Origin of the sequence: Litorivivens sp. (assembly GCF_041624475.1) — a bacterium.
In the GTDB taxonomy this organism is placed as follows: Bacteria; Pseudomonadota; Gammaproteobacteria; order Pseudomonadales; family Spongiibacteraceae; genus Litorivivens.
Genome location: NZ_JBFJUX010000003.1, coordinates 185,037 through 209,198, shown reverse-complemented (window position 1 = coordinate 209,198; position 24,162 = coordinate 185,037). Strand labels below are relative to the sequence as shown.

At 56.0% G+C, this 24,162-nt stretch carries 25 protein-coding genes; 3 read left to right on the top strand and 22 right to left on the bottom strand.

From position 1 onward, the window contains the following. Nucleotides 1–5: 5 nt before the first annotated feature. Both glpK and ABY734_RS05630 read right to left on the bottom strand, forming a co-directional pair. Nucleotides 6–1,493: a glycerol kinase GlpK gene (glpK, locus tag ABY734_RS05635; protein ID WP_372778026.1), complete on the bottom strand. Its 1,488-nt coding sequence runs from the start codon at nt 1,491–1,493 to the stop codon at nt 6–8. A 120-nt stretch (nt 1,494–1,613) separates the two neighbouring features. Continuing rightward, entirely contained in the window at nt 1,614–2,363 is a 750-nt protein-coding gene (locus ABY734_RS05630) for an SDR family NAD(P)-dependent oxidoreductase (protein ID WP_372778025.1), read from the bottom strand. Nucleotides 2,364–2,502: 139 nt separating this feature from the next. On the opposite strand from ABY734_RS05630, the gene ABY734_RS05625 reads away from it, so the two are divergent. The 3 genes from ABY734_RS05625 (at nt 2,503) to ABY734_RS05615 (ending at nt 5,581) form a co-directional block, all read left to right on the top strand. Then, nucleotides 2,503–3,051 (top strand): hypothetical protein, encoded by a 549-nt coding sequence (locus ABY734_RS05625; RefSeq protein WP_372778024.1) that lies wholly within the window; start codon nt 2,503–2,505, stop codon nt 3,049–3,051. A 178-nt stretch (nt 3,052–3,229) separates the two neighbouring features. Next, nucleotides 3,230–4,417, top strand: a complete 1,188-nt coding sequence (locus tag ABY734_RS05620) for an acyl-CoA dehydrogenase family protein (protein WP_372778023.1) — start codon at nt 3,230–3,232, stop codon at nt 4,415–4,417. A gap of 24 nt (nt 4,418–4,441) precedes the next feature. After that, nucleotides 4,442–5,581 (top strand): acyl-CoA dehydrogenase family protein, encoded by a 1,140-nt coding sequence (locus ABY734_RS05615; RefSeq protein WP_372778022.1) that lies wholly within the window; start codon nt 4,442–4,444, stop codon nt 5,579–5,581. Between the two features lie 47 nt (nt 5,582–5,628). Here ABY734_RS05615 and ABY734_RS05610 read toward each other — a convergent pair whose 3' ends face one another. From ABY734_RS05610 to rlmN, 20 genes are all read right to left on the bottom strand, one after another. Then, a complete protein-coding gene (locus tag ABY734_RS05610; protein WP_372778021.1) occupies nt 5,629–6,219 on the bottom strand; it encodes a SprT-like domain-containing protein in 591 nt (196 codons plus the stop codon). Then, complete coding sequence (locus ABY734_RS05605; RefSeq protein WP_372778020.1) at nt 6,219–6,803, bottom strand: phosphoribosyltransferase; 585 nt, start codon at nt 6,801–6,803, stop codon at nt 6,219–6,221. The genes ABY734_RS05610 and ABY734_RS05605 overlap by 1 nt, the downstream gene beginning before the upstream one ends. 8 nt (nt 6,804–6,811) lie before the next feature. After that, complete coding sequence (locus ABY734_RS05600) at nt 6,812–7,588, bottom strand: enoyl-CoA hydratase/isomerase family protein (protein WP_372778019.1); 777 nt, start codon at nt 7,586–7,588, stop codon at nt 6,812–6,814. A gap of 9 nt (nt 7,589–7,597) precedes the next feature. Next, nucleotides 7,598–8,305: a nitroreductase gene (locus ABY734_RS05595; RefSeq protein ID WP_372778018.1), complete on the bottom strand. Its 708-nt coding sequence runs from the start codon at nt 8,303–8,305 to the stop codon at nt 7,598–7,600. Beyond that, the gene (locus ABY734_RS05590; RefSeq protein ID WP_372778017.1) at nt 8,298–9,437 is read right to left on the bottom strand and encodes a CaiB/BaiF CoA transferase family protein; all 1,140 of its coding nucleotides are present in this window, start codon (nt 9,435–9,437) and stop codon (nt 8,298–8,300) included. Before ABY734_RS05590 ends, ABY734_RS05595 begins: the two co-directional genes overlap by 8 nt. Before the next feature lie 122 nt (nt 9,438–9,559). After that, entirely contained in the window at nt 9,560–10,378 is an 819-nt protein-coding gene (locus tag ABY734_RS05585) for a crotonase/enoyl-CoA hydratase family protein (protein WP_372778016.1), read from the bottom strand. Nucleotides 10,379–10,432: 54 nt separating this feature from the next. Further along, nucleotides 10,433–12,055, bottom strand: a complete 1,623-nt coding sequence (locus ABY734_RS05580) for an acyl-CoA synthetase (RefSeq protein WP_372778015.1) — start codon at nt 12,053–12,055, stop codon at nt 10,433–10,435. Nucleotides 12,056–12,114: 59 nt separating this feature from the next. Then, nucleotides 12,115–13,278 (bottom strand): thiolase domain-containing protein, encoded by a 1,164-nt coding sequence (locus ABY734_RS05575; RefSeq protein ID WP_372778014.1) that lies wholly within the window; start codon nt 13,276–13,278, stop codon nt 12,115–12,117. Beyond that, complete coding sequence (locus tag ABY734_RS05570; RefSeq protein ID WP_372778013.1) at nt 13,278–14,336, bottom strand: thiolase domain-containing protein; 1,059 nt, start codon at nt 14,334–14,336, stop codon at nt 13,278–13,280. Before ABY734_RS05570 ends, ABY734_RS05575 begins: the two co-directional genes overlap by 1 nt. Further along, complete coding sequence (locus ABY734_RS05565; RefSeq protein WP_372778012.1) at nt 14,329–14,844, bottom strand: Zn-ribbon domain-containing OB-fold protein; 516 nt, start codon at nt 14,842–14,844, stop codon at nt 14,329–14,331. The genes ABY734_RS05570 and ABY734_RS05565 overlap by 8 nt, the downstream gene beginning before the upstream one ends. A 10-nt stretch (nt 14,845–14,854) precedes the next feature. Continuing rightward, complete coding sequence (locus ABY734_RS05560; RefSeq protein WP_372778011.1) at nt 14,855–15,298, bottom strand: Zn-ribbon domain-containing OB-fold protein; 444 nt, start codon at nt 15,296–15,298, stop codon at nt 14,855–14,857. Nucleotides 15,299–15,601: 303 nt separating this feature from the next. Then, nucleotides 15,602–15,994 carry a group III truncated hemoglobin gene (locus ABY734_RS05555; protein WP_372778010.1) on the bottom strand — a complete coding sequence of 131 codons (393 nt, stop codon included), beginning with the start codon at nt 15,992–15,994 and terminating at the stop codon, nt 15,602–15,604. A gap of 40 nt (nt 15,995–16,034) precedes the next feature. Then, the gene (gene der, locus ABY734_RS05550; RefSeq protein WP_372778195.1) at nt 16,035–17,453 is read right to left on the bottom strand and encodes a ribosome biogenesis GTPase Der; all 1,419 of its coding nucleotides are present in this window, start codon (nt 17,451–17,453) and stop codon (nt 16,035–16,037) included. Between the two features lie 15 nt (nt 17,454–17,468). Further along, nucleotides 17,469–18,650 carry an outer membrane protein assembly factor BamB gene (gene bamB, locus ABY734_RS05545; RefSeq protein ID WP_372778009.1) on the bottom strand — a complete coding sequence of 394 codons (1,182 nt, stop codon included), beginning with the start codon at nt 18,648–18,650 and terminating at the stop codon, nt 17,469–17,471. Next, the gene (locus ABY734_RS05540; RefSeq protein WP_372778008.1) at nt 18,647–19,321 is read right to left on the bottom strand and encodes a YfgM family protein; all 675 of its coding nucleotides are present in this window, start codon (nt 19,319–19,321) and stop codon (nt 18,647–18,649) included. Before ABY734_RS05540 ends, bamB begins: the two co-directional genes overlap by 4 nt. 41 nt (nt 19,322–19,362) lie before the next feature. Further along, a complete protein-coding gene (hisS, locus tag ABY734_RS05535; protein ID WP_372778007.1) occupies nt 19,363–20,634 on the bottom strand; it encodes a histidine--tRNA ligase in 1,272 nt (423 codons plus the stop codon). 28 nt (nt 20,635–20,662) lie between these two features. Further along, on the bottom strand, nt 20,663–21,778 hold the full coding sequence (ispG, locus tag ABY734_RS05530; RefSeq protein WP_372778006.1) for a flavodoxin-dependent (E)-4-hydroxy-3-methylbut-2-enyl-diphosphate synthase: 1,116 nt from the start codon (nt 21,776–21,778) through the stop codon (nt 20,663–20,665). A 2-nt stretch (nt 21,779–21,780) separates the two neighbouring features. After that, nucleotides 21,781–22,203 (bottom strand): helix-turn-helix domain-containing protein, encoded by a 423-nt coding sequence (locus tag ABY734_RS05525; RefSeq protein ID WP_372778005.1) that lies wholly within the window; start codon nt 22,201–22,203, stop codon nt 21,781–21,783. 9 nt (nt 22,204–22,212) lie between these two features. Next, a complete protein-coding gene (gene pilW / locus ABY734_RS05520) occupies nt 22,213–22,992 on the bottom strand; it encodes a type IV pilus biogenesis/stability protein PilW (RefSeq protein ID WP_372778004.1) in 780 nt (259 codons plus the stop codon). Beyond that, nucleotides 22,989–24,152: a 23S rRNA (adenine(2503)-C(2))-methyltransferase RlmN gene (gene rlmN / locus ABY734_RS05515; protein WP_372778003.1), complete on the bottom strand. Its 1,164-nt coding sequence runs from the start codon at nt 24,150–24,152 to the stop codon at nt 22,989–22,991. The genes pilW and rlmN overlap by 4 nt, the downstream gene beginning before the upstream one ends. Between the last annotated feature and the right edge of the window lie 10 nt (nt 24,153–24,162).

Below are 24,162 nucleotides of genomic sequence, written 5' to 3'. Positions count from 1 at the left end.
CGTGCTCACACCGCGTCAGCTCGCACCCGGGCAACAGCTTTTTTCCAACCGTGGTAGCGCCGCTCACGATCAGCTTCTGACATGACAGGCGAAAAGCTGCGCTCTGCCTGCCAGGCTGAAGAGAATTGCTCCAACGAGGTATACAGCCCGGATTGAAGGCCTGCAAGACAGGCGGCACCCAACGCTGTTGTTTCAATCACCGCAGGGCGCTGACACTCGCAGCCAATGGTGTCGGCCAGGCGCTGTACAAGCCAATCATTGACCACCATACCGCCATCAACCCGCAGAGCCGCTAGATCCGCACCATCGTCGCGCATTGCATCCAGCAGGTCGCGGGACTGATAACAGACCGCTTCCAGCGTTGCCCGCGCAATATGCGCAATCTGCGTATCACGGGTCAAGCCCAGTATCGCTCCGCGCGCGTCCGGGTCCCAGTACGGCGCCCCCAGGCCGGTAAACGCTGGCACCATATACACGCCGTTAGAGCTCGGTACACTTTCCGCCAGATCCTGCATTTCTGACGCGCTGCCAATCAGATGCAGACCATCACGTAGCCATTGCACTGCTGCGCCAGCGACAAAAATACTGCCCTCAAGCGCATAGGTCACACGCCCCTTCAAGCGCCAGGCCACCGTGGTCAGTAGTCGGTTTTTGGAGGTAATGGCGCGGCTGCCAGTATTCAACATCACAAAACAGCCGGTTCCATAGGTGCTCTTCACCATCCCAGGTTCAAAGCAAGCCTGGCCAACAGTAGCCGCCTGCTGATCGCCAATCAGTGCCCCAATTGGCAGGCTGACACCGAACAGGTCTTCGACAGTGTGCCCATAGTCGTCGGCAGAGTCTTTCACTTCGGGGAGCAGGCTGGCGGGGATATTCAGCAGATTCAACAGCTCATCATCCCAGCACTGCTTGTGAATATTAAAAAGGAGTGTACGAGACGCATTGGTCGCGTCGGTCGCATGAACTTTGCCGCCCGTCAGACGCCACAGCAAAAAGCTGTCGATGGTGCCAAAGGCCAGCTCACCGCGTTCGGCCCGCTGCCGCACATCACTGCTGGCATCCAGCATCCAGGCGAGTTTGGTTCCGGAAAAATAAGGGTCAAGCAAGAGTCCGGTGCGGCGCGAGACCATCGACTCCACGCCCTCTCTGCGTAGCTTTTCGCAGTGGGCCGCGGTGCGCCGATCCTGCCATACAATCGCCCGACCAACCGGCTCGCCGGTGGCTCTATCCCAGAGCGCTGTCGTTTCACGCTGGTTGGTGATGCCGATGGAGCGTATCTGCGAGGCCTGAATACCCGCGTTGCTGATTGCCTGGTGACAGACCGCCAGCGTCGATGACCAGATATCCTCAAGATCGTGCTCCACCCAGCCATCAGCCGGAAAATGCTGAGCAAACTCCTGTTGGCCTATACCGCAGATAGCGCCTTGCGCATCAAAAACAATCGCCCTGGAGCTGGTCGTACCCTGATCAATTGCCAGCAGGAAATCGGCCATTCACTCACTCTCCTCAACTATCGCTTTCCGATTCAGTCCGTCATCAATAGTAAAAGAATAGCGAGCCTCAGGCGACTTTTCGTACGCCCCGCGGCAACGCTAAGACGACAAACCCGTCCGTCAGGACAGGGTGCCGCCATCAACGCGAATATGCTCACCGGTAATGTGAATACCATCGTCGGACGCCAGCATCGCAATTACGCCCGCTACCACACTGGGCTCTTTGGGGCCTGACAGGGAGCTGATACGAGCCAGCAGACTCATATCAGCATCGGTGGGAAAGGTCACATTGGCGGCCATATTGGTGGAGATATCGCCCGGGCAGACACAGTTTGCCCGCACACCGCGCTTGGCATATTCCACCGCAATGGTGCGGGTCATCGCCAACACCGCGCCCTTGCTTGCGCCATAAGCCGTGCCCCAAGGCAAACCACTGAGCGAAGCAGTCGAGGCAGCATTAACGATATTGCCCTTGGTTTTCAGCAGTTCCGGCAGTACCGCCTTACACAGCAGGAAAGTACCGGTCAGGTTGACATCGATCACCCGCTGCCAATCGGATAAGGCCAGTTCATGGCAATTGTCGAAACGAAGCACGCCCGCCATGTTGACCACCGCATCCAGCTTGCCGTAGGTCGAGATACAATCAGCAATGCAGGCGTTGACGTCACTTTCCGAACTGATATCCAGCCGTCGTGCAGTGGCCTCGCCACCCTGTTTTTTTACTTTCTCAACGGCTTTATTGAGTGCGACCTCATTGATATCGGTGCAAAAAACCTTGCCGCCCTCTTCAGCCAAACGATAGGCAGCTGCCTCGCCAATACCTGAGGCTGCCCCAGTAATTAATATGACCTTGCCAGCAAATCGCTGCATTACACCTTCTCCAATTGTAAATAACACCAAAAAAAACGCATTCACCATGCCCCTGCCTGTGAACGCGGTCAAGCCGCACGGGTTCAAACTCTTGTACTTTTCCAAACACCATAAGCATAGCTGTGTTGGGAGCAAAAAAATGAATAAATTCTTCCACCTGCTGGCGATCAGTGTCGTCGGCACAATCGTATCCAGCCAAGCCCTTAGCACAACCGCTCAATGCGGCTTTCACGGTGCCCGTGAAGTTTCCGGCGCATCTTTACATATTGCGGAAAGCTCCAGCTTCGACAGTTATCGTTATATATGGATTGACGAAATCCACCTGCAGGGCAGCACCGGGATCCTGAAGGACAGCGACCGGAATCACTTGCGGCGCCTGATCAAAGATTCCATCGAGCAACAGTGGCAAGAACGCCTGGGTTGGCGCAGCGCGGCAACTGCCGGTGAAGCGGTTGCCAGCCTCAGTGTCGCGCTGGACACCGTTTCAACTGAAGACGGCGCCGTACATGTGCATGCCAACCTTCGCGACAGCCTGACCGGTCAGCAACTGTTGACGCAATGCGGTCGCGAACTGCACCTGGAAATACCGACTGAGAAAAAAACACAAAAACTTGCCTGGCAGGCTGTACAACAGGAAGTCAGCCATTGGGGGGCCGGCCTGGGCACTCATATCATGGCGGTCTACTGACCGAAATTGTCAATAAAGCTGCCTTGATTCACCCTTGAGTTTGGGGGGGGCTCCGCTAAGCTTCTCATCACTGAATTTGTGATGATGGCAACCGTTCGGCCCGCCCTCGCTGTCTGTCTCAAGCCACTGATTGCCTGAGCTTTTCCCGTTGGCGCGCCGTTCTACCACAGGAGATGTTATGGACGCGCTGGAAACCTTTCGGCAGGAAGTCCGCGAGTGGCTTGAAGCCAACTGCCCAGAATCCCAACGCACCCCGCCCACCCGCGAAGAGCAGGTTTGGGCTGGACGCAATCGCACCTTCCCCAGCGCCGACGCCAAACTCTGGTTCGAGCGCATGCGTGACAAGGGCTGGACTGTGCCCGACTGGCCCAAGGAGTATGGCGGTGGCGGTCTGAGCGAAGCCGAGGCGCGTGTTCTCAAGGAAGAGATGAAGAAATTGCGATGCCGCACTCCCCTGCTGGATATCGGTATCTGGATGCTCGGCCCGGCACTGCTGGAATACGGCAGCGAAGAACAGAAACAGGAACATATACCTAAAATTGCGCGCGGCGAGATCCGCTGGTGTCAGGGCTACTCTGAGCCCGGCGCCGGTTCTGATCTGGCCAGCCTGCAGTGCAAGGCCGAAGACAAGGGCGATCACTTTCTGGTTAACGGCACCAAAATCTGGACCACCAACGCCGACAAATCCGACTGGATTTTCTGCCTGGTGCGCACCGACCCCAACGTTAAAAAACAGGAAGGCATCAGCTTTCTTCTGATCGATATGGAAAGCGAAGGTGTCAGCACCTCCCCCATTGAACTGATCAGTGGCGAATCCGAGTTTTGCCAGACCTTCTTCGACAATGTGAAGGTACCGAAAAAGAATATCGTTGGTGAACTGAATAAAGGCTGGTCAGTCGCTAAAGCTTTGCTCAAGCACGAGCGCAAGCTCATGTCCGAGCAGGAAACACCCGCCGGCACACAGATTACGCCGGTTCAGGCTGCGCTCGACTATGTGGGCACAGACAGCGAAGGCAAAGTTGCCAACCGCGTACTGCGCGACCAGCTGGTGCAACACGAAATGAAATACCGTGCACTGGGCCTCACCCACTTCCGCTCGTTTGAAGAAAAAATGAGCGGTGCAGGCGAAGGCAACATTCCCATGATCATGAAGTACGTGGGCACCGAGTGCACTAAAGAGCGCGAAGAAACACTGATCGCCATGCTCGGCACTCAGGGCCTCGGCTGGGAAGGCGAAGGCTTCAATGACGATGAGTTACTGGCAACCCGCGGCTGGCTGTTTTCAAAGGCGCTCTCAATTGCCGGCGGCAGCTCGGAAGTCCAGTTAAACATTATCGCCAAACGCATTTTGGGCCTGCCAGAATAAGCGGGCCGCAGTGGAGTAAAGAACATGCCATTGGTATTGAACGAAGAACAACGCCTGCTGAAGGACACCGCCAAGGAGTTTCTGGCCAGCAGCGCGCCCGTTGAGGCCTTGCGCAAACTGCGCGACGAGAAGAACGAAACCGGCTACGACTCCGCGCTCTGGCAGCAGATGGCGGAATTGGGCTGGGCCGGTATTGTCCTGCCCGAAGACTACGACGGGCTAGACTTTGGTTTTATGGGCCTGGGCGCTATTATCGAAGAAAGCGGCAGGACACTCACTGCCTCTCCGCTTATCTCCAGCGTGGTACTGGGCGCCTCTGCCATCCTGCTGGGAGGCAATGACGAGCAAAAACAGAGTCTGCTGCCCGCTATCGCCAGCGGCGAAAAAACGCTTACACTGGCGATCGATGAAAGCAGCCATCACAATCCGTCCACCACAGCACTGAGCGCTGAAAATCAGGGCGACCGCTTTGTGTTGAGCGGCAAGAAAGTGACCGTGATCGATGGCCATACTGCAGACCACATTGTGGTTGCCGCTCGCACTTCAGGCTCCGCAGGCGACACCGACGGAATCAGCCTGTTTATCGTGGATGGAAACGCTGCCGGTCTGACGCGCACACGTCGCTGGACGGCCGATAGCCGGGCCGTCTCCGAGCTTACTTTTGACAAGGTCAGCGTTAATAAAGCGGAACTGCTGGGTGAGCTCGACAAGGGCTGGGATATTCTCGACCCGGTACTGGATCGAGGACGTATCTGCCTGGCCGCCGAAATGCTCGGTGGTCTGCAGGAGTGCTTTGAGCGCACGGTGGAATACCTGAAGGAGCGCGAGCAGTTTGGCGTGAAAATCGGCTCATTCCAGGCCTTGAAACACCGCACGGCCCATATGTTTACCGAAATCGAACTGGCAAAATCCGTCGTGCTGGATGCCTTGACCGCCATCGACGAACAGCGCGCCGATCTCGGTCAGATGGCCAGTTTTGCTAAAGCGACAGTTAACGATCTCTATTACCTCGTCACCAACGAAGCTGTGCAGATGCACGGTGGTATCGGCGTGACTGACGAACTGGAAATCGGCTTTTTTCTGAAGCGCTCGCGGATGGCCATCCAGCTGCTGGGCGACAGCGGCTTTCACCGGGATCGCTACGCGAGCCTGAACGGCTACTGAGCGACCGACCCTCACCCCAACCCTCTCCCAATGGGAGAGGGAGCTTCCTAGCGGCTGCGAACTAACTTTGTCCGCTTGGCAAAGGACAGATCGACGAAGGCCTCTTTCTTTGCCAAATCCGGTTTGATTTCCGTCTTGCAGGCCCGGCACTGATAGCGACTCCCCTTCAAAAAATTCGCAAAGCGTTGCGAGCCAAAATCAAAAGCCTGACACGCACAAACAAAGGGATAGGTTCTTCGGCGTTGCGGTTTACGCACTTCTGCGCCAGTGGTATCGAAGGCGCCCGCAGCTTTTGGTGTTGCCCCCAGAACCTGCGCCACACGCTTCCAGATCCGATCGTGCCCCCGTGAGCCATACTGCCGAGTCGCAACGATATGCGCCATTTCATGGCCTACGGTATCGTAAACAAAATCCCACTGCGGGTTGTTTCGAAAAATGACCTTGTTCAGTTCAATCAGATTCTGGTGAGGAACGGCGCGACCGGCCATACGCGCACTGCGCAGACCGAAGGAAAGAATCGGCTTAGGATCAGCATAGTCGAGCTGCTCCACCGCCAGCTGATACGACGTTTCAAAGGCTCGCTGAATATCCGCTTCCAGAGTCTCGGGCAACGGATCATGATAGTTCGCCAGCGCCATCAGAAAGTCGGTTTTACCGGCGTTTTCTGACGCAAGCGCTGCACGATATCCGTCACCTTACCACCCTTGTTCGCAATGTCTTCGTCAGATAGATCGCAAAGCTCGTGGGGGAAGACCAGCCAGTCATCGGTTTTATGCAGGTAGTAGTCGGGCGTCAGATCCGTTTTATTGCGAGCAGGCTTGAACCAGGGCATCGCAACACGAATTTCACCGTGCTGACCCACGCCAAGATTATTACGAATTTCCGCCAACACCGCCTTGATCGTCAGACCAGTATCGAAAACATCATCGACAATCAGCAACTTATTTTCGGTGCTGAAGTTGTTAAACACGTAGTCCAGATTATGCACCTTGACTCGACGCTCACGCTGATCAAGACCGCTGTAGAGGGAGGTTCGAATAGCAATATGGTCAACCGCAATGCCGCAGTATTCAAACAGTTCCTGCACTGCCACGCCCACCGGGGTACCGCCGCGCCAGAGCGCGATGATACAGTCCGGCCGAAAGTCGCTTTCGATGATGCGCGCCGCCAGCTCGTAGGCATCATCGAGCAGGCTTTGGGCATTGATAAAACGCTTGTTCACGAGCAAACCTACTTCCGAAATTGTTTGAAATCCGGCTGCCGTTTTTCCAGGAAGGCCATTACCGACTCGATATTTTCAGGCGAGCCCGCCAGACGCATCATTTCATCCTGTTCCCGATCAACAGCTTCATGCACATTCTGCAAGTGCACCTGACGCATCAGGCGTTTGGTAGCCACCAATGAAGAAATGGGCCACTGGGCTATTTCGCGGGCTTTGCACAGCGCCTGATCCAGCAAGCCATCGTCGCTCACCGCAGCTGTCGCGATTCCGACGTCAAGCGCGCGCTCGGCGTTAATCCATTCCGCGGTATACATCAGCTCGGCCGCTCGACGCGCGCCAATTACTTGCTGCAGGGTATAGCTGCTGCCCCACTCCGGCACCAGGCCCAACTGAACGAAGGGAAAGCGCATACGCAGGCTCTCACCCACATAGACCACATCGGCATTAAGCAGCAGCGTTGCACCACCGCCTACGGCCACACCTCTGGCGGCACAGATCAAGGGCTTGTCAAAATCCAATAGTGCCTTGGCGCTTGAGACAAAGGGGTGCTCGCTGTCTCCATCGGCGTTAGCCATGTCGTTCAGATCAACCCCGGAAGAAAAATCCTTGCCCGCGCCGGTAATAACCACACAAGCTACTTTGGGATTATCCTTCGCAGTATTAATCGCCTCGCGAAAGGCTGCCCACTGCTCGACATTGAACGCATTTTTCTTTTCGGGACGGTTCAGGGTAATCAGCAGTACGCCGTCGTCATCGAGTTCCTGCAGTATCGTATCTGACATCATTACATCTCATTATTCGGTAATAAATTGAACAGCGCTATCCAGCGCCGCGCGGCCCGTGCGGCAACTATTTGCCGGATGTGTTCGGTCTTCATAGCCAAATGAAATACCGAACAGCAGTTTGTTGCTGTCAGCAATCGCCAGCTCTTCCCGTATCTGATCTGCGAAAAAGCTGAGCGCGGTTTGCGGGCAGCTGGCCAGACCATGAGCCGACATACTGAGCATCAGGTTCTGGGCATACATACCCAGATCTGCCGCCTCGCGAATACCGAAATGTTCAGGCAAGAACACGAAGGCCACATGCGGGGCGCCGAAAAACTCAAAGTTCCGATAAAAGGCCTCGCCTCGCGCCGCCTTGTCTTCCCGGCTGATACCCAGAGCGTCATAAAGCTGCTTGGCAGCATCGTACTGCCGTTCTTTGTAAACCCCCTCGTACTTGCCATCGTAGGGAAAATCCATGGTCATTTTCCCCTGTAGAAAGTCGCCACTGATTCGCGCTTTCAAACGCTCTTTGGCAGCTCCGCTGACCACTGCAACCTGCCAGGGCTGGGTGTTACAGTTGGACGGCGCCTGCTGCGCTGCGTCGAATACGGAATGCAGCAAGGCATCACTCACCGGCTGTTCAAGAAAAGCTCGCACAGAGCGTCGTTCGTTTACCAGCGCCCGGAATTGCTCGGCCGATAAGGCTTCTTCCGTTTGGACTGTTGCCGCCTCACTCATCTCGTATGGCTCCTGACTGTCTATAAGATTCTATCTCTTCTGCGCTCAAACCCGCGCGGCACAGGATTTCGTCGGCATCGGCGCCGGCGGCACAGGGGCCGCGCTCAATAGCCGCAGGCGTGCGTGAAAAACGTGGTGCGGGCGCCGTCTGGGTAACACCGTCGATTTCGACATAGTTCCGCCGGGTCTGATTGTGCGGGTATGTCACCGCCTCATTCATATCCAGTACCGGCGCAAAGCACACATCGGTGCCTTCCATTATGCCACACCACTGCTCCCGGGTTTTGCTCTTGATCCGCTCGGCAATGCGTTGCTTGAGCACCGGCCACTGCTCTTTTTCGAACAGGTGGGTATAACCACCCTCGCCCAGATCCAGTTCGAGCTTCTCCGCCAACAGCGCGTAAAACTGAGGTTCGATGGAACCTATAGACACATAACGGCCATCGGCACACTCGTAGGTGTCATAGAAATGGGCTCCGCCGTCCAGCCAGTTGTCCTCGCGCTGCAAACTCCAGGTTCCCCCCGCCATATAGGCTTGAGTGGCCGCCATCAGCGAAATGACACCGTCAGTAATAGCAGCATCTACAACCTGCCCCTTGCCGGATGACTTTGCCTCCAGCAGCGCCGCCAGCATCCCCATCACCAGATAGAGCGAGCCGCCACCATAGTCACCCACCAGATTCAGCGGCGGCACCGGACCACTCTCGCGACGGCCTATGGCTGCCAGCGCTCCGGTCACCGCGATGTAATTGATATCGTGACCGGCGGACTTCGCCAGAGGCCCGTCCTGCCCCCAACCGGTCATGCGTCCGTATACCAATTTCGGGTTGCGCTGCAGACACACGTCCGGCCCAAGGCCCAGTTTTTCCATAACTCCGGGGCGGAAGCCCTCAAACAGACCATCAGCGCTTTCAATCAACTTCAGTACCAGCTCAACCGAGGCAGGATTTTTCAGGTCGAGAGCAATACTGCGCTTGCCACGCGAAGTGATGTCACTGGGGGCCGCCGCGCCAGCGGCGCGGTCAATTCGGATGACCTCGGCCCCCATATCCGCCAGCAGCATGCCAGCAAAGGGGCCGGGGCCAATGCCTGCCATTTCAATGATTTTGATTCCGCTTAAAGGGCCTGGCATAACTACCTGCTCCTGTGTTGATTCGCTTGCAGGGCAAGCGGATGACTCACCTGGTAACTACCAAACAAAAAACGCCTGTTCCTCGCGAAACAGGCGTTCGGTCTTCAGCCCCAGCCGGGGGTTTACTCGCCAGTAAAGTTAGCCGGACGCTTTTCTTTGAATGCTCTCATGCCCTCTTTCGCATCTTTCGACGCGAAGACCGGGCCTGCCAGCTCATCGGATTTCAACATGGCCTCTTCTTCAGCAATGTCAGTCTGCAGTTCACGCAATGAGCGGGTGATAGCTTTCAATGCCAGCGGACCGGTTTTGCACAGCTCTTCGGCCATTTTCTTGGCCTCGGCCAGGGCCTGACCTTTCGGTACGATACGATTGATCAATCCCCATTCCAGCGCTTCTTGGGCAGTACAATGGCGTCCCAGCAGTACCATTTCCGCGGCGCGACAATAGGGAATCTGACGCGGCAGACGGACACTGGATCCGGCCATTGGATACAAACCGCGTGCAACTTCGGTCACGCCATAAATGGAATCTTCCGCCCCGACCCGCAAATCGGTACCGGCCAGAATTTCCGTACCACCTGCCAGCGCATAACCCTCAACCGCCAGTATCAGCGGCTTGCTGGGACGGTTGTCCCGCAACAGAGCCTGCCAGTGAACATTGGGCACGGTGCCCATCAGGTTCATAAACTCGTCAGAGGCATCCTGATTGCTGTCCGGGCCCGCTTTCAAATCCATACCGGCGCAGAAGGTATCACCGACCGCTGTGAGAATGGCGCACATCAGCGAATCGTCTTCATCCAGCCGACGCCAGGCTTTGTACATACCCAACAGCATTTCCGGGTTAAAGGCGTTTTTGGCCTCGGGACGGTTGAGCGTAACGATCAGGGTTTTGCCTTCCTGTTCGATAATACAGTTCTTGGTGCTGATATCGAGTTCAGCCATGAGGACTCTCCGTATTAATTCTTTCCATGTGCCCGCCTCAGGCGGGCACAGTCATCAGGCCAGTTCGCCTTCACCGCTCAGCGCGAAGGCTTTAGCAGTTTTGTAGTCCGGCTTGCCACTCGGCGCGCGCGGAATATCCGCCGTCACATGGACCGCACGTGGCACTTTATAGCCGGCGATGTGGTTGCGACAGTGATCCTGCACGTCCTTGACGGTCACGGTGACGCCCTCGCGCAATTGCAGTACAGCGGTCACTTTGCTGCCCCAGCGCTCATCGGGAGTTGCAACAACCAGCGCGTCGAAAATGCCGTCGTGAGCCTTGAGCGCATTCTCCACTTCTTCCGGGAAAATTTTCTCGCCGCCGCTGTTAATGCAGTTGGAGCCGCGACCGAATACAGTGATGGAGGTATCTTCTTCCAGTTTTGCCGCATCACCGGTCAGCAACCAGGTTTTGCCGTCGACCTCTACGAAGGTTTTGGCGGTTTTTTCCGGGTCGTTGTAATAACCGACGGGAATGTAACCTGAGCGGGCAAAGATACCGGTTTCACCGGGCTTGGCGTGACGACGGGGTGTCTCATCATCGATGATCACGTCCATGTAGTCGGTGCGCGTTACATTGCCCAGACCCGATTCGGATTTCTTCTGACCGTTGTCCATACCCATCTGGCCACCTTCCGATGAACCAAAGCTGTTGGTGATGAAAACGTTCGGGAAATGCTTCTTGAAACCTTCCTGCTTGGCTTCCGAAAAGACTGCACCACCGGAGCCAACGTTAAAAATGGACCCCAGATCCCAGCGATCAGGATTCGCATCCAGCGCATCCAGCAGCGGAATCGCCATCGCGTCGCCAACTATCTGCACAGCGTTAACTTTTTCGCGTTCGCAAATTTCCCATACGTGTTCTGCATTAAGGGAATGCTGATCATTCAGCACCAGCTTGTTGCCTGCCAACAGCTGAATACAGGCATACCACCAAGAGGCACCGTGCATCAGCGGTGCCAGCGCGATACCACACAAGGGGTTCTCGGCAACGCGGGTTTCAATGTCTTCGGGCTTCTCACAGGGGCCATTCGGTGAAAAGTGACCGCCGCCGCCCATGGCCGCGAAGAAAACATTTTTATGGGGCCACATCACGCCCTTGGGCATGCCGGTTGTACCACCGGTGTAGAGAATGAAATAGTCGTCGCCGGAGCGCTCTTCGAAATCACGCTGATCACTCTGACCAGCCATCGCCGATTCGTATTCCACTGCACCGATGGTATTGAGGTCAGCGCCACTGTCGTCATCAACAGCAACAAAGGTTTTCAGGTCCGGGGCCGCACTTCGAATCTCGGCGATATGGGGCGCGAACTCGCGATGATGCACGCAAGCCACCATGTCCGCGTTATCAAAGATATACAGCAGCTCATCTTTGACGTAGCGATAGTTGACGTTGATCGGCACCGCGCGAATCTTGAAGCAGGCCAGCATGGCTTCCATGTACTCGTTGCAGTTGTACATGTACAGGCCAACATGGTCGCCGCTTTTCACACCCTGCGATCGCAGGTAGTGGGCCATGCGGTTTGCCCGCTTGTCCAAGTCGCCAAATGTGGTTCGGTGTGCACCACAGACCAGCGCCTCGCGCTCGGGCACTTTGTCCGCCACAACTTCAAACATATCTGCCAGATTGAATTGCATTTTTCCCTTCCCGTTAAATGACACCGGCCACTATCGTGGCCGGTGAATTCAGCGTTTTGTTACGCTTTCTCTGAACCGACAACCCACATGGCGAAGAACTGAGCCCCCCCGCCATAGGCATGGCCCAGGGCCAATTTGGCGCCTTCGACCTGATGGTCACCGGCATCGCCGCGCACCTGCCGGGCCGCTTCCGCAAAGCGGATCATGCCCGAGGCGCCGATGGGGTTACTGGATAGTACACCACCGGAGCAGTTCCAGGGGATATCACCATTGTCGTCCAGCGACGTGGCCCCTTCCAGGGTCATTTTCCAGCCTTCGCCTTTTTCGGCAAAGCCAAGGTTTTCCAGCCACATGGGCTCGTACCAGGAAAACGGTACGTACACTTCGGCACAATCGAAGTCCTTGCGAGGGTTGGTAACGCCCGCCTGGGCATAAACATCCTTGGCGCAATCGATACCCGCACGCGGGCTGACTTCTTCGCGCCCCGCATACATGGTCGGTTCTGAACGCATGGCGGTACCGCGAATCCAGGCCGGCTTCTTCGGCGACTGCTTGGCGAGTTCCTCATTGGAAATAACCAGAGCACACGCACCGTCAGAAGACGGACAGGACTCGAGAAAGCGCAGTGGCTCCCACAGCATGGGGCTCTCTTCTACTTCCTTGGTGGTTATATTGGGCAGTTGTAAGTGCGCCAGGGGATTGCGCGCACCGTGCAGACGGTCTTTTACTGCCACCTTGATGCCCGCATCGCTCGGCGCCTTGGTTCGGCGCATATACTCGCGAATGATCGGTGCAAAGAAGCCACCCGCGCCCGCATTCAAGTGTGGCGAGAAGGGCTGTGCATTCGACAGTGCCCACATCGCGTTGGACTCTGACTGTTTCTCGTAAGTCACGGTCAGAATGCGTTTGAACATGCCACTTTGTACGTAAGAGGCAGCGACAATGGCGGTTGAGCCACCAACCGAGCCAGCCGTGTGCACCCGCAGCATAGGCTTGCCGTTACAGCCAAGCGCATCGGTCAGGTACAGTTCGGGCATGACCATGCCTTCAAACATGTCCGGAGCTTTACCGACAATAACGGCATCGATATCGTCCCAGGTCAGTTCCGCATCCTGCAGGGCCTTGAAGGCCGCATCGCGCACCAGTCCGGCAATAGAAACGTCTTTGTGTTTGGTTTGGTATTTGGTCTGGCCAATACCGACAACCGCAGCTAATTCAGCCATTATGCTCCCTCCAATACCGCGACCAGATTCTGTTGCAGCGCATGACCCGAGGTCGCGTGCGCCACACCACGTTTGCATTCGCCGTTGATGATGCGCATGGCGACTTCGCCAATACGCGACAACCCAGAGGCCATCATCAGGTTACCGGCTAGCACACCACCCGAGGGGTTGATCACAGTGTCATCACCCAGGCCCAGCGCTTTCTTCAGGATAATTTCCTGATGGCTAAACGGTGCGTAAATTTCGGCAATGTCTACCGGACCATTGGCCACACCCGCCGCCTTGGCCGCCGCCTCCGTGGAGGGCGACTTGGTCAGATCGCGAGCACCGAAATGGGCGCTCTCGATGCGATGGTCAATACCCTTCAGTACCGCGTAAGGCTTACCCCACTTCTTGGCCTGCTCAACGGTGGCGATAACCATGGCGCAGGCGCCATCGGATACCGGGCAGCAGTCGTGCTTGCGCAGGGGAGACAGATAGGTAGGCTCGTTCAGCAGCTCATCCGCACTGACGTCACCTTTCAGCTGTGCATGGGGGTTGGATTTCGCATTCTTGCGCGAGCGGGCAACAACCTCAGCCATCTCACGCTCAGTGATCTCACCGCTGTCTAGCATAGCTCGCGCCTGCAGCGCAGCGCTTGAGACCGTATCCAGCCACAGAGGTGCCAGATAGTAGGGGTCCAGCTGCTGCGACAAGACGATAGGCAATTCACCGGGTGATGATTTGCCAAATCCGTACAACAGAGCAGATTCTGCCTGCCCGGTTTGGATTTTCAGCACCGCTTCATACAGAGCCCAGGCCGCGTCCATCTCAACGTGGCTTTCCTTGATCGGCGGCACCGCACCCAGGGCGTCAACACCCAGAACAAAGGCAAAAGCCGCGCCCTGCAGATAGTCACAGGAACCGGAACAGGTAAAGTCCACGTTCTGTGCACTTTCCAGGCCGACATTGTCCAGCACTTTGCGAACAACCGGCATGATCAGTTCAACTTCATTGCGTGCACCGGCGTCGCGAACGCAATCCGACTGCACGAAAGAGACAATCGCTATATCACGCATCTTTCAGTCTCCCGATTTCTTCCGCAGGCACATCGGGTTCGTCGATGGGTGCGAAGTATTGGATATTTTCCATGGCAAAACCCCACTCGCTGGGATCTTTCCACTTGGCCTCTACACGCATGCCAATGCGCACGTCCTCGTTCTTGCACTCACTCAGCAGATGTAGGAACGAAATATTGGCGCCGTCGACCACCAGATTCGCAATAACGTAGGGCGGCTTGATAGGGTTACCCGGTATCGGAATGTAGACGATGGTAAAGGACTGAACAGTCGCCTTATGGGACAGTTCCACTTCTTCGTTGGTCGCCACACCACAGGCAGCACAGGCACCGCGCGGGGGGATATAGACATTGCGACAGGACGGGCAGCGCTGGCCTACCAGCTTGCCTTCCTTGACCTTGGTGAGGAAGCGGGCAGTAGCCTGCCCGGCGGTAAAGTTGTAGTCGAGATAGACGGGCGATTCAATACCGGTAATCGGCTCGAGCGCCTCCTTGTTTGCGTCACTCATGGCAGTCTCCTCAAGCTGGCTCAAAGCAGGCGATATCGGTGATGAAACCCTTGGTTTCGTCAGCCCAGCGCACTTTTACTTTCATTCCGGTGCTCATTTTCGATTCGTCACCGGCATCTACCATGTGAATCATCGGAATGTCGGAACCATCGATCTGGATCTGCGCCCAGGCAAAGGGCTTGTCCAGGTGGTGCTTGCCGCGCGGGTGCTTTACCCAGGCCCAGGTTTTCACCACACCAGTGTCTGGCAGGTCCACGAATTCACTGAGTTCCTCGGCGGTGACCGGATCGTATTCCATCGGCGGTACAATCACCTTGCCGTCGCTTCCCTTGATACCGACGATCTTGCGATCGCGCAGGGCCGTCAGAAAGCGGCCCACCACCGGACCGGTGGTGCGGGTGTAGGTAAAGCCGAGGGTAAACGCCTGTTGCAGTACTTCCGCTTGAGCGGACATAGGCCTGTCTCCTTGCTTACTGGCTAGAAATAACAATGATCAGAAACGCATTAGACGCTTCTAATCCACTGAAAAAATTACATTTTTTTAACAATATCGGCAGCCGCCGACGATGGGATCAGTATTGAGCAGCGAGGGGGATAACTCAATGACAGAATGTGGCCTATTCGTGTGACAAATCCGATCAGGGGGCCGCTGCGCGCTCTGGCCGGATGTCTGACGCTAGACGCGCGGCTTTGCCGCTCACGAAACATCGCACCGCGAAGCAGTGCCCGCTTTTGCGTCCGACGTCCGACCGCCTAACTAAAGCTTCTTTCCCGACTCCCGCTCCAGCGCCTTGTGCATGTTGAAAGCAATCTGCCCCGCCACCCGCTTGGCACGCTCAGCCTTTTGGCCGGCAAAGTGCTCGTCGACGGTCTCCTCGAAATAGGCGAGCCACTGATCAAAGTCAGCACTGCGCAGTTCACGCTTATCGTGAAGCTGGCGATGAATATTCATGGTGTGGCGCTTATAGTTGTTTTCGCCGAGCAATAGCTTTTCCCAGTAAGCCTGAATGCGTGGGAAGTGCTCTCGGATATCGACATTCGCCACATCCAGGAAGATCGGCGCCAGGCGTTCGTCGACCAACAGCTTGTCGTAAAAGGCTTCGACAAACTGGCGGATGCGGTCAGGACTGTCCAGATCGGGTTTTGACATAACGCGTCACACTGTCTGGTTTAATGCCTTGCAAACCAGACTACTTGCCCCGCTTCTTTTTTGCATCCCGCTTTTTCACAAACTTCATCAAACGCTTCTTGCGATTGACCTGCCTCGATGTGAGCTTGTTTTTCTTGCCCTCGTAGGGGTTGTCGCTGGTGCGGAATTCGATACGAATAGGGGTTCCGACCATATCCAGATGTTTGCGGAAGGTCTTTTCCAGATAGCGCTGATAGCTTGCCGGCACTTTGTCGGTCTGATTGCCGTGAATAACCACGATGGGCGGATTCTGACCACCGGCGTGGGCGTAACGCAATTTTATACGACGGCCGTTAATCATCGGTGGCGGATGGTCAAACACCGCGCCCTCCAGAATGGTCGTGAGCTGGCGAGTTGACATCTTGTCTGTTGCCGAGTGGTAGGCCTTGTTCACAGAGTCGTACAGATGCCCTACCCCGGTGCCGTGTAGCGCGGAGATAAAATGCACTTCTGCGTAGTCGATAAACTGCAGTCGTCGCTCCAGCTCAAACTTGACCCGCTCTTTATGGTCGGGATCAAGCCCGTCCCACTTGTTTACTGCCAGCACCAGCGCGCGGCCGGACTCAACCACCTGCCCCAGCAGGTGCAGATCCTGATCGACTACGCCCTCTCGGGCGTCCATCACCAGAATGGTGACATTGGCGTCATCAATGGCCTTGAGGGTTTTGACGATGGAGAATTTCTCCACCACTTCCTTCACGTTCTTGCGGCGTCGGACACCGGCGGTATCAATCAGAGTATAGGGTTCGCCGTCGCGCTCGTAATCGATGTAGATACTGTCGCGCGTGGTGCCCGGCTGGTCAAAAACCACCACACGCTCTTCACCGAGCAGGCGATTAACCAGAGTCGACTTGCCGACGTTGGGGCGACCAATAATCGCGATTCGAGTGCTCTTGAATTTGTCCTCTTCCGGCACTTCCTCTTCTACGGGCGGGAAGGTGGAGACCAATTCATCCAGCAGCTGACGCACACCGCGCCCCTGAGTGGCCGTAATCGGATAGAAATGCTCTACACCAAGCTCGTAAAACTCGGCCATCGCGGTGTTGGGATCAACACCGTCAACCTTGTTCACGACATAGTAGAAAGGTTTGTTACTGCTGCGAAATTTACTCGCAAGTGCATAGTCAGATGGGGTCAAACCCGCTTTCGCATCCAGCAAAAAGAGCACCGCATCGGCCTCTTCAATCGCCGCCAGCGACTGTTCGGCCATAACACTGTCGATACCCTCTTCGTCACCGGTAATACCGCCGGTATCAATGGCAATAAAACGGTTGCGACCGTGGGTGACCTCGCCGTATTTGCGGTCGCGAGTCAGCCCCGGAAAATCCGCCACCAGCGCATCGCGGCTGCGGGTCAATCTGTTAAACAGGGTGGACTTGCCCACATTCGGACGCCCCACCAACGCAACCACCGGAATCATGCTCATTATTGCCTACTAGCGTTTCGGGCCAAACGTGCGGCGTTTCACCCGATAACTGTCACGATCAAAACTGTAGGCGGCCAAACGGCCTTCGTTGCTGAACACGAAGAGTTTGTCGTCAGCAGTAACCATTGGCGCACGCACGCCGCTGTCGTCGAGCTGAACCCGCGACACCAGATGACCATCCACCTGGGAGACAAAATGAAGGTAGCCTTCAAAGTCACCCACCACCAGACTGCCCGAGAGTATAGCTGGCGCCGAGAGTTTGCGACGCGCCAGAACCGTCTGGGTCCAGATTACGCCCTGGCCGTTCTTCTCGAAGGCATGAATACTGCCCTCGGCATCCGCCACGTAGATATTGCCGTAACCTTCCACCGGCCCGGTGTAGCTGGACAGCTCACGCTGCCACAGGGTGCGACCGCTGCGCACATCTATTGCCACCAGATTGCCCTGGTAGCCCGCTGCATAGAGAATGCCACTATCCAGCAACAGCTCACCGTCGACATCTGACAAACGCTCGATTTCCGTACTGCCCTTGGGCACCGATACACGCTGCTCCCAACGCAGTTCGCCGGTTTCCTTGTCGAGCGCCACAACGCGACCGTTGGCCAGACCGGCAAAGACCAGCGGGCCATCAATCAGCGGCGTCGAGGTTCCACGCAGGGTCAAGCGCGGCACTGAGGCTGAGAAGGCCCAGCGTTTTTCACCGGTAACGGCATCCAGCGCGAACAGTTGGCCGTCATAGGTTTGCACTATGACAATCTCGTCGTCACTCGCCGGCGGCGCCAGGACCTCACCGCTCAATTGGGTCCGCCACAATTCTTTGCCCATCAGATCAAAGGCAATGACGACGCCTTCAGTCGTACCGAGGTAAAGGCGTTCGTAATCCACACCGACGCCACCGCTGACTGTCTGCTTCAGTTTCTGCTTCCAGCGAATATCACCATTGCTGATATCGCGGGCCTGAACTTCACCATCAGCGGAGGCGATATACAGCGTGTCGCCTTCTACTGCCGGCCGGAGCTGGTAGAGGCCCTTACCCTGACCATCCCCCACCTTATCGGACCAGATTCGAATCAGATCCCGCTCGGTGACAAAGTCCGTGAGCTCGGCAGGGTCATTTTCTTCTGGCGTACCTGCACAGGCGGCCAGCAATACAGCAGCCAGCGGCAGCAGTAGTCGGTTGAGTTTCATCATTCCTCAGCGGCTCCGTCCTGCACTTGCTGCAGGTCGTTGATTTTCATGTCCAGCAGGGGGTTCGGCGAGGCATTATCCAGTGACGCCAGCTCTGCCTTGGCCTGTTCGTAGGCCGCCAGTGCACCGCTTTTGTCGCCTTGTGCCAGCAGAATATCGCCACGGGTTTCCGCAATCAGAGCGGCATAGCTGCCAAGTTCGGAACCGGCCAATACCTGTTGCGCATCTTCGTAGCGTTTCTGGGCAAGCAGAACGTGGGCCAGGCGCACCTTGGCCTGCAGCAGCATTGGCTCACTGGGCTTTTGTTCCAGCACCCAGCGCAGTTCCGTTTCCGCCTCATCCCATTGACTGCTCTGAGCGGCGTACTTGGCCTTGTACATGGCACCGAAGATGGCGTAGGTGGTGCCCGGGTAATCGGCTTTCAGGGTCTCGGCCAAATGCCGAGCCGTGGTCACTTTCGTGCCGTCGCTTTCAGCGGCAGAATCCGCCTCCAACAGGTTCTGATAGTTGGCTGAAGCTTCAGCCAGACGCGTTTCCTGCTGCTTCTGCCAGCCCTGCCAACCGAACACAGCTGCGATCGCAACCACAACTCCCAGCGCGATAGACTTGCCATTTTCTGCCCACCAAGACTTGAGGGCCTCGACCTGTTCTTCATCCGTGCGATAGGATTCCACGCTTATACCTCTACCAATTCTCTTGTTTTAATTTAACTTGTTTAATCGAGCTGAGCGGCCAGTTCGCTCACCACATCGGCCATGGCAAGTTGCTGCTGCTCACGCTCTTCACGCAACCACTTGACCTGCACCACTCCCTGCTCGGCTTCACTCTCGCCAATAACCAGCGCGACGCGCGCACCGGAGCGATCAGCCTTCTTGAACTGGCTCTTGAAACTGCCACCGCCGCAATGGGTCAGCACCCGCAGAGAAAGGCTCTCGCGCAGGCTCTCCGCCAGCTTCAGCGCCTCGACCTCAGCCCGGCTGCCAGAGCTTACCAGATAGACATCAGCCTGGGCTGTTTTCTCCGGCAAATTTCCAGTCGCCTCAAGCAGCAGGCACAATCGCTCCAGTCCCATGGCAAATCCCACCGCCGGCGTGGCTTTGCCTCCGAGCTGCTCAACCAAACCGTCATAGCGACCGCCGGCACAGACTGTGCCCTGGGCACCAAGCAGATTGGTGGTCCACTCGAACACGGTCAGGCCGTAATAGTCGAGGCCTCGAACCAGCTTCGGATTGCGCACATAGGCAATTCCCAGCGCATCCAGACGCTCACACAAACCGGCAAAATGGACGCGCGAGTCGTCATCGAGGAAATCATCAAACACCGGAGCGTCAGCTAGCAAAGCCTGGGTCTGCTCATTTTTACTGTCGAGGATGCGCAGTGGGTTGGTGGCCAATCGGCGCTGACTGTCTTCGTCCAGCTGATCTTTCAGGGGCGAAAGGTAGGTCACCAGCGCTTCCCGGAATGATTTGCGACTTGCGCTGCTACCCAGGGTATTGAGCTCCAACGTCAGACCTTCTGTTATACCAAGCTCTTTCCAGAAGCGCGCACTCAGGGCAATCAGCTCGACATCAATATCGGGGCCGACCATGCCAAAGGCTTCAACACCCACCTGATGAAACTGGCGCAAACGCCCTTTCTGAGGGCGCTCGTGGCGGAACATGGGCCCGGTGTACCACAGACGCTGAACCTGATTGTAAAGCAGACCGTGTTGTTCACAGGCGCGCACGCAGGACGCCGTACCTTCGGGTCGCAAAGTCAGGCTGTCGCCATTGCGGTCTTCGAAGGTGTACATCTCTTTCTCGACAATATCGGTAACTTCACCGATAGAGCGTTTGAACAGTTCGGTCTGCTCCAGAATCGGAAAGCGGATTTCGTTGTAACCGTAGCGTGCAAGCAGATTCTGAAGTTTGCCTTCCAGATATTGCCAGAGGGGAGAATCATCCGGCAGAAGATCGTTCATGCCGCGAATGGATTGAATTTTTGCCAACGTGCTGAATCCTTGTCTGCGCCGGCGCTCAGGCCTGGCGCGCAATAATATCGTTTTCTTCAGCCTGTTTTTTCGCAACCCGCTCGCGAATCAGGCTTTCGAGATGATCGATTAGCTCACCACTTTGCACTTTGTGGTCTGTCTTGCCATCGATATAAATCATATTACTGGGGCTGGCACCGGTCACACCGATCTCCACTTCCTTGGACTCGCCGGGGCCGTTCACAAAGCAGCCAATCACCGCCACATTAACCGGTGTGGTCACATCTTCCAGCCGGGCTTCCAGCTCATTCATGGTGCCGATCACATCAAAGTTCTGACGCGAACAGCTCGGACAGGCAATAAAATTAATGCCCTTGGAGCGCAGCTTGAGACTTTTCAAAATCTCGTAGCCGACTTTGATTTCCTCAACCGGGTCGGCGGCGAGCGAGACGCGAATGGTATCGCCGATGCCGTCCATCAATAGCATCCCCAAACCTACCGAACTCTTTACGGTGCCACCGCGCAGCGCCCCTGCTTCCGTGATTCCCAAATGCAAGGGTTGCTCAATCAGCGTCGCCAGCTTGCGATAAGCACCAACCGCCAAAAACACATCGGAGGCTTTTACACTTACTTTAAAATCCTGAAAATCGAATCTATCGAGGATATCCACATGCCGCATAGCGGACTCAACCAGTGCATCGGCGGTTGGCTCGCCATATTTGCGCTGCAGATCTTTTTCGAGTGAGCCGGCATTCACACCAATTCGAATAGGGATATTGTTGTCGCGAGCTGCATCAATAACCGCCCGAACTCGGTCTTCGCGGCCGATATTGCCGGGGTTAATCCGCAGACAATCCACACCGTATTGCGCCACTTTTAGTGCGATCTTGTAGTCAAAATGAATGTCCGCTACCAGCGGCACCTCAACCTGCTTGCGAATTTCACGAAAAGCCTCGGCCGCCTCCATTGAGGGTACAGACACTCTGACGATATCCGCACAAACCGCTTCCAGCTGTTTTATTTGAGCAACGGTTGCGGCCACATCGCAGGTGTCGGTATTGGTCATGCTCTGCACCGATATTGGCGCATCGCCACCCACCGGAACATTCCCCACCATGATCTGCCGGGATTTGCGTCGTACTATAGGAGATTCGTGCATCATATTCAGGCCTCGTGCGCCTCAGTGATTGCCGCTTGTCCCGCATCTGCTTCTGCATCCGGGGCCATCACAACAACCGCTATTGCCCAAAGCACGCCGGCAATCACCAGAGCCGCGAGAATCTTGTGCTGCGGCTTGATCGGCGACACTGTCTTGGGCTGGACTTCACTGTCGGTAGACGGGCTTTTATCCCGCAACTGTCGCTCTGCCGCGTCCAGCAATGGCTGTGGTTCAAGATTCAGAAAGCGCGCGTAACTCCGAATATAACCGCGCACAAAAATATCCGCATTCAGGTGGCGGAAATTATTGGCTTCAATGGCTTCGACATTGCTCACCAGCAGATTCAGGCTGTCAGCCACGTCTTTCTGACTCAAGCCCGCCGCTTCACGGGCCTCTCGCAAACTCAAACCGGGGTCTTGCTCGCTCACTATTTTCTCCTAAGGCCGTGTCTGTTCCAGGTAGGCGCGATATTCAAGATATTCGCGTGACTTCGGGTACAGGTTTTTCAGGGCCAGAGCATAGCTGGCATGGGTATTTTTATCGCCGAATTGATCAGCCAGTTTAATACCCAGTAAAAGACTTGCTGCGCTTTGTTTTTTTACGTGCTTCTGGAACTCGTCATAGTAAACCTGCGCCTTGGGGTAATCGCCAAGCGCGTATTGCGTGCGCGCCAGCCCCAACAATGCCGGCGTCGACTTGTTGTCCATCAAGTACGCACGACGAAACGTCCTGCTCGCGTCTTCGATCCGCCCCAGCTTTTCATAACTCAGAGCCAGATTGAGAAAGGCGTTCAGGCGCCCTTCGTAAAGTACATCTTCAACAACCCGTTCAAATTCGCTTGCCGCCTCTTTCTGACGATCCATGCTGAACAGAAAGGCCGCGTAATTGTTGCGAACTCGAGTATTCTTTGGGCCATAACGCAGCGCTTTGCGATAATGTTCTTCTGCCAGTTCGAGTTCACCCGTGTTCTGGAACACCAGGGCTAGCCCCTCATGGGCCTCAACATTTTTAGGGTCGGTTTCGATGGCGTAGCGCAGGTGGCGCTTGGCCGACTCCCATTCACCGCGGCTGATATAGGTACGGGCCAACTGGGCCGACAATTCCAGCGCGCGTTGTTCGTCTTTCTTTTCGCTGTAGGGCGACTCGGTGGTGGTCACGCAGGCAGTCAGCATGAACACGCAAACCAACAGGCCAAATGCTCGCAAGCACGTCATCATAGTTTATTCACCACGTTTATTATTTGTGCTTCAGAATTTTCACGACGCGACAGGTGACGGGCCGCACGCCGGGTGCGATCCACCACCAAACCCGCCAACTGCCCGCAGGCGGCATCAATATCATCACCCCGCGTGGTTCGCACGGTGGTTACGAAGTCTGCCTGGGTGAGGATTTCCCAGAACCGGCGCGTCGCGTTTTTGCTTGGGCGCTCATAATCCGATAGTGAAAACGGATTAAAGGGAATCAGATTAATTTTGCAGGGGAAGTCTTTCAGCAGAGTCGCCAGTTCATGAGCGTGCTCAGGCTGGTCGTTAACACCCGCAATCAACGTGTACTCGACAGTTACTACTCGATGAATATCGGGCTGGCAGCTGATGTAATGTCGGCAGGCCTCAAGCAGCTCGGCTATGGGATAGCGTTTATTGATGGGCACCAGTTCGTTGCGCAGTGCGTCATTGGGCGCGTGCAGAGAGACGGCCAGTGATACCTGCGAGACTTTCGCCAGTTCGTAGAGCTTGGGTACAACACCCGAGGTACTCAGGGTCACCCGACGCTTGGACAGGCCATAGCCAAAATCGTCCATCATCAGATCGGTTGCAGCCACCACATTGTCAAAATTGAGCAGCGGCTCGCCCATGCCCATCATCACCACGTTGGTAACGATGCGTTTTTTGGCACCGAAACCATCATAGGATTTAATCGCCTGCCACACCTGGCCGATGATTTCAGCGGCAGTCAAATCGCGCTGAAAGCCCTGTTTACCGGTGGAACAGAAACTGCAATCCAGACTGCAGCCCACCTGCGAGGAAACACACAGCGTAGCGCGATCCCCATCGGGAATCAGAACGGTTTCAACAACGTTGCCGCCGCCAACACCGATAGCCCACTTGCGGGTACCGTCTTTGGAATCCAGTTGCTTTAAAATTTCCGGTGGACGAATCTCGGCGACGTCCTTGAGCTTGGCTCTAAGCGCCTTGCCCATATCCGTCATCTGCTCGAAGTCATCCACACCGCGATGGTGAATCCACTTCAAAAGCTGCTGGGCGCGAAAGGGTTTCTCGCCCAGCGACACCATAAAGTCTGCGAGCTGGGCGCGGGTCATCCCCAGCAAATTAACTGGTTGCGACTGTCCGTACACAGGGCTCGCAGACTCACTCATGGTTTCAGGG

Bases quoted from the DNA above. Each gene is read 5' to 3' on its own strand.
- glpK (WP_372778026.1), bottom strand. From the start codon at position 1,493: ATGGCCGATTTCCTGCTGGCAATTGATCAGGGTACGACCAGCTCCAGG.
- ABY734_RS05630 (WP_372778025.1), bottom strand. From the start codon at position 2,363: ATGCAGCGATTTGCTGGCAAGGTCATATTAATTACTGGGGCAGCCTCA.
- ABY734_RS05625 (WP_372778024.1), top strand. From the start codon at position 2,503: ATGAATAAATTCTTCCACCTGCTGGCGATCAGTGTCGTCGGCACAATC.
- ABY734_RS05620 (WP_372778023.1), top strand. From the start codon at position 3,230: ATGGACGCGCTGGAAACCTTTCGGCAGGAAGTCCGCGAGTGGCTTGAA.
- ABY734_RS05615 (WP_372778022.1), top strand. From the start codon at position 4,442: ATGCCATTGGTATTGAACGAAGAACAACGCCTGCTGAAGGACACCGCC.
- ABY734_RS05610 (WP_372778021.1), bottom strand. From the start codon at position 6,219: ATGGCGCTGGCGAACTATCATGATCCGTTGCCCGAGACTCTGGAAGCG.
- ABY734_RS05600 (WP_372778019.1), bottom strand. From the start codon at position 7,588: ATGATGTCAGATACGATACTGCAGGAACTCGATGACGACGGCGTACTG.
- ABY734_RS05595 (WP_372778018.1), bottom strand. From the start codon at position 8,305: ATGAGTGAGGCGGCAACAGTCCAAACGGAAGAAGCCTTATCGGCCGAG.
- ABY734_RS05590 (WP_372778017.1), bottom strand. From the start codon at position 9,437: ATGCCAGGCCCTTTAAGCGGAATCAAAATCATTGAAATGGCAGGCATT.
- ABY734_RS05585 (WP_372778016.1), bottom strand. From the start codon at position 10,378: ATGGCTGAACTCGATATCAGCACCAAGAACTGTATTATCGAACAGGAA.
- ABY734_RS05580 (WP_372778015.1), bottom strand. From the start codon at position 12,055: ATGCAATTCAATCTGGCAGATATGTTTGAAGTTGTGGCGGACAAAGTG.
- ABY734_RS05575 (WP_372778014.1), bottom strand. From the start codon at position 13,278: ATGGCTGAATTAGCTGCGGTTGTCGGTATTGGCCAGACCAAATACCAA.
- ABY734_RS05570 (WP_372778013.1), bottom strand. From the start codon at position 14,336: ATGCGTGATATAGCGATTGTCTCTTTCGTGCAGTCGGATTGCGTTCGC.
- ABY734_RS05565 (WP_372778012.1), bottom strand. From the start codon at position 14,844: ATGAGTGACGCAAACAAGGAGGCGCTCGAGCCGATTACCGGTATTGAA.
- ABY734_RS05560 (WP_372778011.1), bottom strand. From the start codon at position 15,298: ATGTCCGCTCAAGCGGAAGTACTGCAACAGGCGTTTACCCTCGGCTTT.
- ABY734_RS05555 (WP_372778010.1), bottom strand. From the start codon at position 15,994: ATGTCAAAACCCGATCTGGACAGTCCTGACCGCATCCGCCAGTTTGTC.
- der (WP_372778195.1), bottom strand. From the start codon at position 17,453: ATGATTCCGGTGGTTGCGTTGGTGGGGCGTCCGAATGTGGGCAAGTCC.
- bamB (WP_372778009.1), bottom strand. From the start codon at position 18,650: ATGATGAAACTCAACCGACTACTGCTGCCGCTGGCTGCTGTATTGCTG.
- ispG (WP_372778006.1), bottom strand. From the start codon at position 21,778: ATGATGCACGAATCTCCTATAGTACGACGCAAATCCCGGCAGATCATG.
- pilW (WP_372778004.1), bottom strand. From the start codon at position 22,992: ATGATGACGTGCTTGCGAGCATTTGGCCTGTTGGTTTGCGTGTTCATG.
- rlmN (WP_372778003.1), bottom strand. From the start codon at position 24,152: ATGAGTGAGTCTGCGAGCCCTGTGTACGGACAGTCGCAACCAGTTAAT.